10 protein-coding genes and 1 CRISPR repeat array are annotated in these 15,187 nt (G+C 48.3%); of the genes, 2 read left to right on the top strand and 8 right to left on the bottom strand.

Translation table 11 applies throughout. The features are described 5' to 3' along the window. Positions 1-20: 20 nt before the first annotated feature. Positions 21-2,510: direct repeats of the CRISPR family, unit length 32 nt; unit sequence GTTTCAATCCGCGCTCCCGCACGGGGAGCGAT. Positions 2,511-2,696: 186 nt separating this feature from the next. The 8 genes from cas2 to DC28_RS07385 form a co-directional block, all read right to left on the bottom strand. Beyond that, positions 2,697-2,987 carry a CRISPR-associated endonuclease Cas2 gene (gene cas2, locus DC28_RS07420; protein ID WP_037547377.1) on the bottom strand — a complete coding sequence of 97 codons (291 nt, stop codon included), beginning with the start codon at positions 2,985-2,987 and terminating at the stop codon, positions 2,697-2,699. Positions 2,988-2,990: 3 nt separating this feature from the next. Beyond that, positions 2,991-4,022, bottom strand: a complete 1,032-nt coding sequence (gene cas1c / locus DC28_RS07415; RefSeq protein ID WP_037547376.1) for a type I-C CRISPR-associated endonuclease Cas1c — start codon at positions 4,020-4,022, stop codon at positions 2,991-2,993. Beyond that, complete coding sequence (gene cas4, locus DC28_RS07410) at positions 4,019-4,705, bottom strand: CRISPR-associated protein Cas4 (protein WP_238565791.1); 687 nt, start codon at positions 4,703-4,705, stop codon at positions 4,019-4,021. Before cas4 ends, cas1c begins: the two co-directional genes overlap by 4 nt. A gap of 16 nt (positions 4,706-4,721) precedes the next feature. Next, complete coding sequence (gene cas7c / locus DC28_RS07405) at positions 4,722-5,597, bottom strand: type I-C CRISPR-associated protein Cas7/Csd2 (protein ID WP_037547375.1); 876 nt, start codon at positions 5,595-5,597, stop codon at positions 4,722-4,724. After that, the gene (cas8c, locus tag DC28_RS07400) at positions 5,590-7,353 is read right to left on the bottom strand and encodes a type I-C CRISPR-associated protein Cas8c/Csd1 (protein WP_037547374.1); all 1,764 of its coding nucleotides are present in this window, start codon (positions 7,351-7,353) and stop codon (positions 5,590-5,592) included. The genes cas7c and cas8c overlap by 8 nt, the downstream gene beginning before the upstream one ends. Continuing rightward, positions 7,350-8,018, bottom strand: a complete 669-nt coding sequence (cas5c, locus tag DC28_RS07395; protein ID WP_037547373.1) for a type I-C CRISPR-associated protein Cas5c — start codon at positions 8,016-8,018, stop codon at positions 7,350-7,352. The genes cas8c and cas5c overlap by 4 nt, the downstream gene beginning before the upstream one ends. Positions 8,019-8,030: 12 nt before the next feature. Then, a complete protein-coding gene (locus DC28_RS07390) occupies positions 8,031-10,319 on the bottom strand; it encodes a CRISPR-associated helicase/endonuclease Cas3 (protein WP_037547372.1) in 2,289 nt (762 codons plus the stop codon). 99 nt (positions 10,320-10,418) lie between these two features. Continuing rightward, on the bottom strand, positions 10,419-11,411 hold the full coding sequence (locus DC28_RS07385) for a helix-turn-helix transcriptional regulator (RefSeq protein WP_037547371.1): 993 nt from the start codon (positions 11,409-11,411) through the stop codon (positions 10,419-10,421). Positions 11,412-12,177: 766 nt separating this feature from the next. On the opposite strand from DC28_RS07385, the gene DC28_RS07380 reads away from it, so the two are divergent. Both DC28_RS07380 and DC28_RS07375 read left to right on the top strand, forming a co-directional pair. Continuing rightward, positions 12,178-13,059 (top strand): hypothetical protein, encoded by an 882-nt coding sequence (locus tag DC28_RS07380; protein ID WP_037547370.1) that lies wholly within the window; start codon positions 12,178-12,180, stop codon positions 13,057-13,059. Between the two features lie 750 nt (positions 13,060-13,809). Then, positions 13,810-15,000 carry an ATP-binding protein gene (locus DC28_RS07375; protein ID WP_037547369.1) on the top strand — a complete coding sequence of 397 codons (1,191 nt, stop codon included), beginning with the start codon at positions 13,810-13,812 and terminating at the stop codon, positions 14,998-15,000. Positions 15,001-15,187 lie beyond the last annotated feature (187 nt).

Below are 15,187 nucleotides of genomic sequence, written 5' to 3'. Positions count from 1 at the left end.
GTGCTTGATTATCAGGACGGGTTTCAATCCGCGCTCCCGCACGGGGAGCGATCTTATGTGCTTTAATACTGTGTATCCGCCTACTTCGTTTCAATCCGCGCTCCCGCACGGGGAGCGATGCCGCCTCGATGTCCTTGAGGGTGGTGGCATTCTGTTTCAATCCGCGCTCCCGCACGGGGAGCGATGTGATTCCGATGCCTCTGCCTCGGCCGGTGGTGCAGTTTCAATCCGCGCTCCCGCACGGGGAGCGATTCGCGGGATTTTTTGATCTGATCTTCCAGCGTGGAGTTTCAATCCGCGCTCCCGCACGGGGAGCGATACGAGGGCGAAGCAATAGAAAATGGGGATATAACAGTTTCAATCCGCGCTCCCGCACGGGGAGCGATTTCTCATGGTTCCATCCTCCTCGAGGACTGTTGAGTTTCAATCCGCGCTCCCGCACGGGGAGCGATATGTTAACTTTACTCGCTTCAACCGAGTTCGTGAGTTTCAATCCGCGCTCCCGCACGGGGAGCGATCTACCTGATATTTGCGAAAATCCGCCGATCCAAGGTTTCAATCCGCGCTCCCGCACGGGGAGCGATGGGCCTACTCCTTTATACTGTGCGACCACAATCAGTTTCAATCCGCGCTCCCGCACGGGGAGCGATATAAGTTAGATGAAATATTTTGGAGGATGAAATGGTTTCAATCCGCGCTCCCGCACGGGGAGCGATCTGTTTCAATCCAGCCAATGTAGTCGCCGCCTTTGTTTCAATCCGCGCTCCCGCACGGGGAGCGATTTATACGAATGATGGCGTATATCTAATAGTTATGTGTTTCAATCCGCGCTCCCGCACGGGGAGCGATGAGCTTCTCCCTCCATCGCTGTCCCGGCAGAAGAGTTTCAATCCGCGCTCCCGCACGGGGAGCGATGGCCGCATCCCTCACAATCAACGTAATTCAGGCCGGTTTCAATCCGCGCTCCCGCACGGGGAGCGATAAGATTGACATAAATAATGATTTCTCAGACATCGGTTTCAATCCGCGCTCCCGCACGGGGAGCGATGGAAGCAACGTAGCCAATGGCGATCTGAACGCCTGGTTTCAATCCGCGCTCCCGCACGGGGAGCGATCCGCAAGCGCTTATACCGACACGTTGCAAAAGGAGTTTCAATCCGCGCTCCCGCACGGGGAGCGATATTTACAACATCGTTGTAATTTTTTCGCCAAATGGTTTCAATCCGCGCTCCCGCACGGGGAGCGATCCGGAGTCGGGTATACCGAGGGATTTGGCCTCCGGTTTCAATCCGCGCTCCCGCACGGGGAGCGATTCACTCCGGTAACGATCTCCGCCAGGATAGGCGGAGTTTCAATCCGCGCTCCCGCACGGGGAGCGATGGCCATGGACTACACCATCTATCAAAACACCGCCGGTTTCAATCCGCGCTCCCGCACGGGGAGCGATTCCCAGGCCGTTGTTAACCCCATCCATCCGCAAAGTTTCAATCCGCGCTCCCGCACGGGGAGCGATAAATTAAGACCAAGGAAACGCTGATTTAGATCAAGTTTCAATCCGCGCTCCCGCACGGGGAGCGATGTTCCGGCGTTGGGGATCCCGAGGTGCGAAAACGAGTTTCAATCCGCGCTCCCGCACGGGGAGCGATGCCTCTGATTGCTCGACCTCGCCTGATAACAGGTGTTTCAATCCGCGCTCCCGCACGGGGAGCGATATCAGAAATCTGAACTTCAAGGCCTTCCTCGACGTGTTTCAATCCGCGCTCCCGCACGGGGAGCGATACCTCCTCAACACTCAGTCCAAAAGGGGTATCGTTGTTTCAATCCGCGCTCCCGCACGGGGAGCGATGAGATCCATTCCATTTATTGATATGCAGTTCCGGGTTTCAATCCGCGCTCCCGCACGGGGAGCGATCCGCGTTTTGGAAAGATTTTCAGCCGGTGGCCCTTGTTTCAATCCGCGCTCCCGCACGGGGAGCGATTGATCTTGTTACCGCCGAGGAGTTTTATGGGGCTAGTTTCAATCCGCGCTCCCGCACGGGGAGCGATTGTCTTTGCCGACAATCACCGGGTAAGGCGTACAGTTTCAATCCGCGCTCCCGCACGGGGAGCGATACGTGGTTAACTACCTGCTGGATTAAATCAAAATGTTTCAATCCGCGCTCCCGCACGGGGAGCGATCAGATTTCGTGTCAGGTTTATATTAGCAGATAATGTTTCAATCCGCGCTCCCGCACGGGGAGCGATCTTCTCTCCTGATTTTTGCGCTCTTCGGCAAGCAGGTTTCAATCCGCGCTCCCGCACGGGGAGCGATTCGCAGGTAAAACTTCACCTCCTGAGCTTCCCCCTGTTTCAATCCGCGCTCCCGCACGGGGAGCGATCCGGGGATCCAAGCCGTAATAAGTGTTTTAGGCTGGTTTCAATCCGCGCTCCCGCACGGGGAGCGATAAAACGGTAGGTTTATTACGCTTCCTCCACCTTGTTTCAATCCGCGCTCCCGCACGGGGAGCGATAGACCCTATTATAACATATTACTATATAAATAGTTAACCTCGCTGTAACGCGAAACACTATATGAATGGCTCTCAGGGACAGTATTCTCCTTCTCTAATTTTTTAAAGATCATTGTACTGTAAGAAGTTATCCCGTGCGCGATAGGTCCTGGGTTTAATGTGTGTTTGTGGTTCGCGGCCTGCATCTCAGATTATTAACGGGTCGTCAACATCACGAGATGGGTTAGCGCCAACATGTTCAACCCTGTTTCTATAGTTCTTCCCGAGGTAATAGTATCGGAGACTATCAAGCTCGGCGTCCATGATAGTCTCTAGGGAGTGCTTCAGCCTAGCCCATTGCCCAGGATCAACGACGCATTCAAAAACCGAATATTGTACTCGCTGACCATAGTTCTGACACTCCTTGGCTATTCTTCTCAATCTTCGTGCACCACCGGTACTGGTTACTGCGACATCATAACTAATGAGCACCATCATGTATCACCTCCAGAAAAATGGCGGATACCCATCAATATCGCCTCGTATACTTCGGGCTAGCAGATTAGCCTGGACAAAAAAGAGTAGGCCTATGGGAATAGTTTCCTTAATATAGGGATGTTGAACCTCGGATTGCTTTCGGTTCTGGTACTCGGTTAACAATACTTTGCGAGCATCATCACTCATGACAACCGCACCGTTCTCCGCACGTTTAAAATCTTTTTTGGTGAGCTGACGCCGATTTATCAACGAGAGAACAAGTCTGTCTGCTATAACCGGCCGCAACTCTTCCATGAGATCCAGCGCAAGTCCTGGTCTTCCCGGTCGATCTCTATGGAGAAAGCCAACGGAAGGGTCAAGACCAACGGTTTCAAGTGCAGATCGAACATCATGGGCTATTAATGTATAGGTGAATGAAAGTAAAGCGTTTGCTTCATCGAGGGGTGGTCTTCTGCTCCGCTCATGGAACTGGAAATCGTTTTTCTGGTCAATTATGAGATGGTCAAAAACGCTGAAATAAACTGCCGCTGCTGCACCTTCAATTCCTCTTATCTCATCGGTAGTCGATACTCTTTCGATTTGTTTAAGGTATTGAGCGAGATGCTGTACTGCGTTTTCCAGTATAGTGGTATTTAACTTAGTACGATGATCTCGGAGCGTTCTGAGAAGTACTATACGGCAGTTTGCAATTTTCGCTGCGACGAAATTTGCTGCATTTAAGCTTGTAATCTCGGGATCATCAGCATGACGATACTGTGTTCTACGTAGCAGCACATTACCTCGAACAGGGCCATTGACAGACGCCAAAAAACGCCCATGTTCAGTCAGAAAAGAGACTCCAATATCTTTTTCGGCACAGAAGCCAAGTAAAAACGGCGAGCACAGTACATTCCCGAAGGCAACAATTCCACCAATTGTATGTACTGGAAGCTGCAGCACCTTGTTAGTCTCCTGCTCCACAACAATCGTCTCACCTTCTTTTCTGAGATAACTACCCTGGGTTCCTACATAGAGAGTATTCAGCAGCTTCCTCATTCTAACTTCTCCTGCAGGTTTTGGTGAATCTGGTTCTCCAAGTACCTACTGACCGGCTTTCGGTTTCCGGCTAAAGCCTTGGGCATACAAATATCAAACAGCGAACATCTGTCACATTTTTTGCTATCATAGTTTGCACGGGGCGTGACCTTGGAAGTAAAAATTGTCCGGGTTCGTTGTATGGTTTCGAATGTCTGTTCTCTTAGTACGTCATCCAAGGGGATGGTCGTACGTCGATGCTCTTGCAGATAATAAATCTGGCCTTCAGTAACCGGTGTGCCAAACATTTCTTCCAGACATAGAGCTTGGGCGCAGAGTTGAACAAGATCATAATTGTCAGCTTTTTTCCTGCCGCGCTTAAATTCTACTGGACTGATTGATTCATACTTGTCTCGACCATTCTTCATGAACTCAACCATATCAGCCTTACCGATCAAGCCATACCTGAGGGACCGAAGTGCCAAACCATATTCGACACGGAAACCTCGTCGGGATTCATGATGAACCACATCTACCCGCTCATGAAGTATATTACCTTCGATAGTGTACCTGTTTTCCGCCCATGCCTGCTCAATATGTATGAGCGCATACTGCCTCTCGCAAAAGAGTGTATGCTGGAGGGCGGAAACAGGAATTAGATCTGACTCGTCAAACATTTTCTTCGTCTGTGAGCTATAATCCATAGGTCCCAGCTTGGCTCTAAATCATTGAGTGTATTTGAACACCCCCAGGTAAATTCGAATCATCTATGGATACTAAGAAATCTGAAAAAGATCTTGCAGGCTGCTCAGCATGAGCAGGGGAACGAGATATTTTAATCCTTTCGAATAACTGATGTGCAGGAGCATTGCCGAGTGCTGAATCATGTTCAAACACATACAACCCTCTTGCAGTCATCAAGCCTCGTGCAGCAGATCGGTCATGCTCAAACATATTTCGCAGTGCATCCCAGAATAATTGTAGATCTTCTTCGGTGAACCCTGTTTGCTTGGCAAGATGAGCAGAAATAAAACCATGGGTACGATATAGTCCGTAGGGAACGGTGAATTTTCTTCCCATCGTACGGTTGTCTCCCTTCTGCTTCTGTTCTTCTTCCTCGGTTGCAACGGCCATTCGAGTAATACTGTGTTCAAGGGTTACCACCGGCTCTACCGAGCGACCGAAGACCAGCTGAATGGGACCACGAACCTGCCCACAATTATTTTTTTTAAGGCTCATTACTGCCCCAAACGTGCGAATGTCATAAAAATTGCTACACATAAAATCGCGAGCTTTTTCGACTTTTTTTGCATCATCCTTTGCCGATTTTACCTCCTCTGTCTCATAGGCCTCACCCTGAGTTCTGCTGAGAACAGCCTTTTCCTTTACATAAATATCAAATGGTTTTTGCATTCCCTTCACAATCTGGACATAATTTCGAATCTTTCGTTTCAGGCACACATCGGTAACCAGTCCCATCCCGGTTTCCGCATCAATGCGGGGCAGATTCCCTGCATCTGGGTCGCCATTCGGATTCCCATCCTGCACGTCGAATAAGTAGGTAAAATCGTACCTTTTGTTGATAATATTACTCATTGTCTTCTCCTTCTTTATCTACCGATTTCTTGAAAAAATCCTGTCGTTGATGATAGTAGCCAATTGCGAATCTGGCTTGATCCTCGATATTCATGTGTGCCGGTATTGATGTCGGTAATTCTCCCATGATTTCTGCAAGCCTCTTTTCGTGAGCGATCTTATATGCAGGCTTATCAATCTTGGCAAGATGATGATTCTTCAATTTCAGCAGCTGGGGAAATGCCGTAACCGGGCTTGAACTGGCTGAAGAATAGTACCGCTCCCGAATCGTTGAGTTGAGTTTTCGTCCCTCACTCGCATCCTCCTGAATTTTTTCAAGGGCTGCGAACAACCGACCAAGTCGATAACCGACATTGGTATTGTCTTTGTCTAGTGCCACTGTGATCTCCTTTTCTTTATTTGTGTGTATACTTCGGTTTCTTCTATTTAGGTAGGCTTTAAGTATCGCCGCTCGGATATGATAGATTTTTTGTTCAGCCCGGATCCGCCGGATACATTGCTGCAATAGCGGCGCTGGATATGGCTGGTTATCAAGGATGGCACGTACGGTGCTACCAGCAAGATTTGGAGGAATGCTATCTTGTTTCCAGTCCAGTACGGTTGAAGTCAGTAGATATGACAGTGAGAGCTTTGAGTCTTCGGCGTTCCCCCCCTCCAATTCAAGGTCAGTAAAATGTTGCAGAATATTGTCTGCAAATTCCTGTATGGTGCCAGCATGCCAAAACCGCACAGAAATACGTGCAGCATTTGGCGAAAGTCCGAGAATATAAAATCCGCTGGAACATTCCTCCGGCGGTATTCCAGTGAGAATTGAGTATAGAGAATTAGATACCTTGCTCACATCTTTATCTGGATCATCACTCTCTTGCCTCGTCTGCACAAAAAAAGTTTTAAAAGTTTGTTCAAAAATCGTATTTCTTTTTTGAGCCCAGAATACGACCGATGCATCACCAATCTGCATTCGATTCCGAGAACCTTTAGCTAGAAGAAGGTTCAATGCTGTGGTGTAGGCAAACGTTACGGATTTACTGACCGGCGCGTTATAATTCTGTTCCTTCCCATAGGAGTCATAACCGCTATTTTTCTGGAATGAAATCAATGCAGCGCCTGCAACCTGTGCCCCGTACACCCCTTTAATTGAGGGGTGAATCCTGCTTATCAGGCCCTGTTTACCGCTTACCAAACATCTTCCTGTCCTAAAATCTCCATCAGATGCGATGTTCAGTCCTGTCAAGACATCTCTGAGGTTGTCAGAAACGGTCAGTCCGGAATCGCCCTGAATTCTGAAGGTGAGGTTGGGATTTGTTTCGAGAATCTCCCTCCACACCTCGTCAGCGGTGTTTTGCGAATACGCTACCGCTTCAAAATTTTCCAGAAAGGTGAAGATTGCTTTAACCTGCGGTCGGTCGGAAAATGGATCCAGAATATGGTGCTGTTTTTCAATAAATGCCTGCCGTCGCTGCTCTATATCCTTCCGGTCTCGTGGATTCACACCAAGCACGTACTCAGCCGAATCCCAGAGCAGATTTGCTTTGACACCCATAGACTTTTTTTCACCCTGGGGTACCAGATACGGTTTAGCAACCTTTTTCTTTCCTTCCTGTTGCCTTGTGTCTTCAAAGCGGATTAAATTTCCCTGGCTATCAAGTACTATGAGAAACGGTATTGGTTTCCACTCAAATCCTTCTGGAGCTATTTTATTATTGGGATCCGACGCTTTCCGTTGGTAATACTCATAGAGGGCTTGGATAATCATCGATACACCTCCTCGCTAGTCCAGTCTGGGACTTCGATTACCCCTTGTTTCATCCGTGGGCGGTAGAAGGCAGGGTGAATTTCCTGGTCCTTGTCATCTGGCTTAGGAAACTGCATATCGTAGAGCATGAATCCCAGATCCTTGTCTTCAGGGATTGGTTGGGGCTCATCTTTATTTGTGGTTTCTATGAGCGTGAATCGACAGCTGAATTCCCGGCAGCCGAGGTAAGGTTGATTGAAACACTGGCCCTTTTTTGCTCGGCGTTCAAACATCGCATTATATTTGCCTGGATTTTCATCCTGTCTGCTCTCACCCTTGTCCGGATTAAACCGCAATTCAGCGTGAATCCTGTAACGAACATCACGTAATAAAAGCCCGGCTCGCTGCTGCCTACTGTCTTCAATGTAAACTCCGTCTGATCGATGACTCATGTAGGAACCGACTTCGTTTCGGCGAATAGATGTCCATCGAATAGGATTCAAGACCTCAATCTTTTTTATTTGCCAACTCAAAGAGGGTTTCCATAGAATTGACTCGAAAATTCCGCGGGCTGCTGAGGGCGTGATGACATCATAACTCACCCGTTCTACCTTCATTTCTGGTCTGGTAAAACATGCAAATTCTCCTTCCACCTCAAGACAGAATGTTTGATAAAAATGTTCCAAATCAGCCTCCTTCTACGCGATAAAATCTTGAACCGTCAAATTTGGACCGTCTATGTTTAGTCCATATACTTCGCTATAAAGCTTGAATACATTCTCAACGAATAGCCCATCCATCCCATTGATCATCCTGATTGATCCCTGCCCAGCGAGTGCTTGCGCGATGGGATGAGGAATTGAAACGATGTAGCGCTGGAGTTTTCTCATTAGGCGCCGGTTTGGGCCAAAAATTTCTAACTGTCCCACAAGCTCCATGCTTTCACCATATCCAACTACGACGGACCGCTGCTCAGTGCTATCAATGAGACGAAATAGCCCCGCTGCAGTACGAAACTGGAAACTGAACTCATGAGCCCGTTTACCACCGAGCAGAGTCATTATCCCTTTTTCATCAAAACTATTAAGCTTGCTATAAAATGTGTGGAAATACTTTTGGAAGATATCGGGACTCAAGGATGACGCAGTTTCGGCGAACTCCTGTAACACTTCCTCTCCTGCATACTGTCCCTTTCTTAAAAGTCCTGGAGGAGCATCGCGATCCGGACGGAAAATATAGGTGATCCCGGGTTTATCTAGTTTTCCTTCACGATTGCATCTTCCTGCGGCCTGGGCGATGGAATCAAACCCTGCCATTGCTCGGAACACGATGGGGAAATCAATATCAACTCCTGCCTCAACAAGCTGAGTACTTACGACACGCAGAGGTTCACCCTGGCCCAGTTTCTCTTTGATTTGCTTGATTATACGGGACCGGTGTTCCGGGCACATAAGTGCGGAGAGATGTATTGTGCCCGGAGGCAATAAATCAAAAAGTTCTCGACAATCACGGCGGGAGTTAACAATAGTCAACACTTGATCATGCTCAAGCATGGCATTAGCAATATCATGCCAGGTCGACCTCTTGTTTTCTGTGCTAAGATTCTTGATTTCGACTCTCTTTAACTGTTTGCTTAATGACTCCGGATCTTCAATTATTTCGACAACATCAGATGTTGAAAATCCTGTAAGAGATTCCAAGCCGAGATCAATACTCCCAGTTAAGACAGGTTGTGTGGCTGTGGAAAGAACGATGGTACAGCCGAACATTTTAACCAGTCCCCGCATGCTGGAAATGATAGGCTGCAGGAACTGTGGAGGGAGCATCTGCGCTTCATCAAGTAGGATTACCGAGTTGACAATATTATGGAGCTTTCTACATGCAGAGGTTCGGGCAGCAAATATGGACTCAAAAAGCTGTACATTGGTGGTAACAATTATTGGTGCATCCCAGTTTTCACTAGCAAGCTTGGATACATTGGTTTCTGTATCAGGATTTAAGTTTGAATGATGTTCGATGACTGCGTCAGCTCCGAAAACGTTCCGGTAAAGCTCCGCTGTTTGTTCGATTATACTCGTGAAAGGTATTGCAACAATCACACGGTCCTTGCCATGTCGTAAGGCATGCTCAAGCGCGAACGCCATGCCCGAGAGAGTTTTTCCGCCCCCGGTCGGTACGGTGAGAGAAAAAAGCCCTGGTTTCTTCTTTGCGTTTGTGCGACACTGATAGAGTATCGACGCACGAATTTGATTAATAGAGCCGGAGTGAGAAATTCGTCCAAGCTCTTCCAGGTAGTTATCAAGCTTCTGTTTCAATTCTTCTATAGTGAACGAGACTCCCCTTCTCTGACTTGTGGCCTGCGGACTCATGTATTCTTCAGTATCAAGAAAGTCTGCATCAACAAGGCATGAGAAAAGTATGCGTATCCACAAGTGCAGATTTTCCTCCAGAAGATATGCGGTATCCGGATTCTGCTCAAGCTTGCAGGGCATAGATTCGGGCAAACCTACATGTAGAATTTCGTCCGGAATAGTCGATTCCAATGCCTCTTCAAGATGGGCTGTTTCTCTCCATCGCATGGATAATGCCCCTCCGACGCCACCAGTATGGTCGTAATCCGGTAGTCCTGCGTGGTGTCCGGCGATCAGATAGCCAAGAATCTTGGCAAAGTTTTCTCCTCCCAAACCATATCTTTGTTTGGCATAAATTGCCCCAACAATGGAATGGTCAACACGACCTGCGCCACCTTCGGTATTAGTAGTACTCATATAACCAGATACTGCCCGAATATATTTCTGGAAGCTGGGTTTATACTTTCCAAGATCATGCCAAAGACCCGCAACCCTTGCCCAATCAGTATTGCCAAATGATTCCGCATATTCAGCCGCCCGGGATGCAACCCTCTTAAGATGTTCCAGGAGATCATGTGGGACTTCCCAGTTTCCCCGCTCATCCTGTTTTACATGCGCTAAATACTCCAACATCATCTCCGTAATGAATTAAGCTAACCCTGCAAAACCGGGGTATCATCTTTTCTACAATACCCGCTCCCTGTTGCACCTACCGCAACACCACAGGATAAATCCTTATTTTTCATATATTTTTGCTCCCCGCAAAAAGTCCTCTCGGTGGCGCTCTCGCAACCACTCCGGTCCGAGCACTTCAACGTCGGGACCCCACCCCCGGATCCATGGGTACATCTCCCTCGGCTCTGCTATTATTCCTTGCCACATGAGACTCCCGTCTGCATGTTCTGTCAGTTTTTGACTGATGTGCCAGGTGGTTTCTCGAACCCGGGCAGCAATGGCCGGGTCGAAACGTAGTACAACCTTTTGGGGGGTTTTTTCTGATGACCAAATGCTCCAGGCTGCAGCGAGGCGACCCCAAAACTTTTCCATGGGGACTCTCAGATACAGTTCCCGTGCGGGAGCTTCAAGATGAACCTCCTGTATCCGTTCAATTTTCAGGGTTCTGAATGAAGGCTCGGTCTCTTTGAACATCCATCCAATAAGATGGATTGCTTTACCCTCAGGATGGGGCTCGAGGGTAAGGGGTAAAAGTTCATACCTTGAGTTTTCATTGCGGTTCTGGGAGTAGTGGATGATGGTTACAGGACGGTATTCCGATATGGCAATTCCAAGCTGCTCAATCACATTCCGATAGCCTGAATAATTTATGGTCAGGAGTGGTGAAGTCTGATCAATGAGCTCTGCCGTCTCACGCATTCTATCTGCCAGGGCACGGCTCACCTTTCCCTGTGCATCAGCGAGTTTTCTCATGGCCGATGCGGCGTGGGGAAAGGGAAAATTCATAACCTTCTGAAAAAGCTTAGCGGCGATATGAAGGGCTTCGAGCTCGAACATGCTCAAGCGAAGTTCGCTCAGGAACGATTTTCGGTCGATAGATATGAGACCGTCCTCATCCTCGATCAGAGCGAAGGAGTTTTCCAATGAAATGAGGTCTCGTCCAATGGTGCTGCGGTGAACACCCATCCGTTTTGCGATTTCCGCACGGCTCAATCCTTCTGGATGATCATGCAGGAGTTCGATAATCTGAAGCAGCCTTTCAGATTTATACATACACCATAGTACCACTATTAGACAAATCAAGAAAGTATGAGATTGCAACATTGAGTTGTTTTATATAGAAAATGAATGTGCGAGACGTCTTCAATACTTGGATGGGGATGGAAGCGATTGAGAATTACCTTGTGATCCTCGTTTAACGGCTCCCATATTTTTCATTACCTGTAATCCCCCCAGTTTCAGCTAACAGAACAAAATGTTTCAGCTAATGGTAAGAAATGTTTCAGCTAATGGTAAGAAATGTTTCAGCTATAGTTTCAAGAGATATCTATAGCTGAAACATTATGTATCAGCTGTTGAAACCTAGTGTTTTGTTAGCTGAAACATCGTATCCGCCTTAGGGCTATTTCGAATGGCAAGATTCTATGGAACGTGACCCGGGATGGAGTATCGACCCTGACATTTCTGGGGGATCTTGGGGGTAGGGTGGGGGGTGAGGTGATGGAGAATGGAGTGGCGGCGGCAATCCGGGCTGCCAGGAATTATGTAAGCCGTAGCTGGAGGGGGCCTGTCCCGGAAGGGACCTACCCCGGGCATTCGAATCACCCCAAAAAAAGGCACCCCGCCCCGCACTATATACCCAAGTAGCCTGGAACCACTAGGAAAGTAGTGCGGTAAGGTCCTCTCAAGCTGTGATCGGCTCAGGGTCATGGCGGGCCCGGGGGGAGGCACAAAAGTAATCGTAAAAATCAGGCAGGGTTAAGCTGGATTTAAGAAAGGGCACCCTATGCTTTCCGTAAAAATAATTAAGGAGTCTACTATGAAAGCAAAGGTGCTCATTCTTTTATCAGCTGCCTTGGTCCTTTTGGCAAGCTGCGGCGGGCTTATGACCGATCCGGAAACCCTGTTGCCCCAGGCGTCTATAACCAGCTACGAGGTGCTCAGTGAGAACCTTACGGCCACGGGCGGAACCGTCAAGGTGAAGGTTGTGGGGTCCACCTTCGGCGAGGCTGTGGGCGAAGAGACCGACTACACCGGTACCCTGGGATTGTACGATGCCGACGAGCTTGACGGCCTGGTGTACGGCCAGCCCGATTATCTGGCCCTGGTAGGCGAGACGGTTACGGTGGAGGGTGATTTTACTGTGGAGCTGGTAGTAGATTTTTCCGGCTACGGTAACTACAACGTCCTCCTGATGCTGGTGGATTCAGAGGGCAACGAGGCCGAGTCCGAAGAGTTCTCCCTCCGGTTTTACCCCGACTTCCTCCCCGAAGACTACGAGCCCGACAGCCTGCCCCTCCAGCATAATCCCTCTGAGGACGACATCAACACCCGGTCTTCCGAAGCCGCCCAATGGTACTCTCTCAAAATGGTGGGCGACGATGCCGAATACGGCGTGGTTGTTCACTGGGGTGATTCCAAAAAATACAGCGATCATTATGATGCCACGGTTCCCACCGCGGATGTGCAGGTGTCCATCTACGATTACACCGGCGCTGCCATCGCCGAAAACGTGGATAGCGGCTGGTGGGATAGCGCCTACCCGGATGATGAATCAGCTTCTACCTACGGCGGAGATGACGGAATCCTGTTGGAAGCCGGGGTGGATTACGAGGTTGGCGAGACCCTCTTCCTCAAGGTAACCGGTACAACCGGAACCTACGAGTTCTATAACTACGCCTTCGGGTACGCCTTCAAGTAATTCAAGCCCAACTATAATAATAGAGGCGCCCCGGATTCTCCGTATTGGAGGGGCCGGGGCTTTTTTGTTTCTGAGTTGGCGAAAGCCTGTAGCATTTTACCTTGGTGACACCACCCCTGGGGCTTGTTTCGGTTAGGTTCGCTACATCCGAAGTAGCTTGCAACCTTTCGCGCGTTATCGTTTTATTTGGGGGTGCCGGGGGCATGGCCGCTTGGTTCAAACACCCTGGAGTCAGATGAATTATTGCATAGGTTTTTTGGGGGCTCCTGATTCTTCTGTCTGCACCCAGCACCAGCAGACTAATTAGTTCGGATATTGGTATGATTATGCCCGGTGGTGCCACTGTGGGTTCAATCACCGCGTATGTCCTATTGCCTTGAGACTTGCCTGTCTGATACATACAGCACGGTTTTACGTGACAACAAGCCTGCTGATTGGAGTTGCCATGAAGCATTACATACAATTAGTTCTAAAAGGACTTCCCTGGGCGCTTACCACTTTTTGTTTTAGCCAAAGATAAGGTAGGCAAAGAATAAATCTGTTAACAGGCTATTTGCTGGAATGACCTTCAATGTACATTTTGATCCCGTCAGTGCAGGCATTTGCTATGGATTAGTCAGTTCATCTCTAGGGGTGTAAAATCTGAGTACGGTGAAATACCACACAAGGGGGAATTCTGCTTGCCATTCGGGTTTTATGTAAATTTGCAGGCGCGTTGCAAATCTGCATAAATCATAGTAATCTATACCTATGGTTCCCAGACAGCTTACTCCTACCATTCAACGTTGGTCGAATCAATATCCGGTTGTTACCATTCTCGGGCCTAGACAGAGTGGTAAAACAACCTTAGTAAAACTGGCCTTTCCTCAACATTCCTATATAAACCTTGAAGATCTGCAAGAACAGCGGTTTGCCCAAGAAGATCCCAGGGGTTTTATCAACAGGTTTACCAATGGGGTAATAATAGATGAAATTCAAAACCAACCCACGTTATTACGCCAAATACAATTGTCAGTGGATTCGATGAATAATCCCGGAATGTTTATTCTTATAGGGAGCAATACCCATGCTCTTAGCGCAGGCATTAGTCAGAGCTTGGCCGGAAGAACCGCCATTGCAAAACTCCTTCCATTCACCTACCAAGAATTATTGCCCTACTCATCAGGGGATGGTCACAAATCAAGCCTAGAATCCTATGAGGAATTGATCTGGAAAGGAATGTACCCCAGAATTTGGGAACAAAACCTCAATCCATCTGAGGCCCTGTCTTTCTATTTCTCTACCTATATCGAGCGGGATGTACGGGCAATGTTGGGGATAAAGGACCTCAACACCTTCCACCTGTTTGTCAAACTCATTGCAGGAAGAGTCGGCCAAATACTCAATCTTTCATCCCTGGCAAACGATGTGGGGATCGCCGTTAATACTGTTAAGGAATGGATTTCCATTCTGGAAAATAGTTTTATTCTCTTTCGCTTAGAGCCGTTCTTTGCTAACCTTGGAAAAAGACTCATAAAATCCCCTAAAATTTATTTTTGGGATACTGGTCTGGCGGCCTGGCTGATTGGAGTTCGGGAACCAGGCCATATTCTTACTCATCCATTGAAAGGACAACTGTTCGAAAATCTGATAGTAAGCGATTTAATCAAACAGAACATGCATAAAAATCTTCAATTCCAATTCACTTTTTTTCGGGATAGCAATGGTAACGAAGGAGATTTGATCGTCCAACGTGGGAATGAATACCAGATTATTGAAATTAAATCCGCAACATCCCTTCCCCAACACGGGCTTGTGTCGGTGAATAAGGTACAGGCAATAACGAAACTACCCGGTTCAAAGGTTCTTATTTTCGGCGGAGAAGGATCCTGGGAACAGCAAGGAGTAGAGGTTCGGGGCTGGCGAGAATCCTTGAGCATGTGGGAGTCGGAAAAGCCATAGATTTGTAAAATGGCTAAGTCAGTTGCTATATTGATGAATCATCGGCTCGCGCAATGATGGGCCCAGCAGGACTTGATCTCCAGTCGGCAGCCTCGTGCTGCCTCCTTTCGACCCGCCTCCGTCACTACATCGCCTTCCTGGCGATGTGCCCTCCCTATTCGGTCGGGCCGTTCCTCCGTTTCAAGTC

The organism is Spirochaeta lutea (assembly GCF_000758165.1).
GTDB lineage: Bacteria > Spirochaetota > Spirochaetia > DSM-27196 > Salinispiraceae > Spirochaeta_D > Spirochaeta_D lutea.
Note: the sequence above shows the minus strand (reverse complement) of the source record. Positions and strands in the feature narration are given on the sequence as shown.

Excerpts from the sequence above, each read along its gene's own strand:
- cas2 (WP_037547377.1), bottom strand. The coding sequence starts at position 2,987 with ATGATGGTGCTCATTAGTTATGATGTCGCAGTAACCAGTACCGGTGGT.
- cas1c (WP_037547376.1), bottom strand. The coding sequence starts at position 4,022 with ATGAGGAAGCTGCTGAATACTCTCTATGTAGGAACCCAGGGTAGTTAT.
- cas4 (WP_238565791.1), bottom strand. The coding sequence starts at position 4,705 with ATGGATTATAGCTCACAGACGAAGAAAATGTTTGACGAGTCAGATCTA.
- cas7c (WP_037547375.1), bottom strand. The coding sequence starts at position 5,597 with ATGAGTAATATTATCAACAAAAGGTACGATTTTACCTACTTATTCGAC.
- cas8c (WP_037547374.1), bottom strand. The coding sequence starts at position 7,353 with ATGATTATCCAAGCCCTCTATGAGTATTACCAACGGAAAGCGTCGGAT.
- DC28_RS07390 (WP_037547372.1), bottom strand. The coding sequence starts at position 10,319 with ATGATGTTGGAGTATTTAGCGCATGTAAAACAGGATGAGCGGGGAAAC.
- DC28_RS07385 (WP_037547371.1), bottom strand. The coding sequence starts at position 11,411 with ATGTATAAATCTGAAAGGCTGCTTCAGATTATCGAACTCCTGCATGAT.
- DC28_RS07380 (WP_037547370.1), top strand. The coding sequence starts at position 12,178 with ATGAAAGCAAAGGTGCTCATTCTTTTATCAGCTGCCTTGGTCCTTTTG.
- DC28_RS07375 (WP_037547369.1), top strand. The coding sequence starts at position 13,810 with ATGGTTCCCAGACAGCTTACTCCTACCATTCAACGTTGGTCGAATCAA.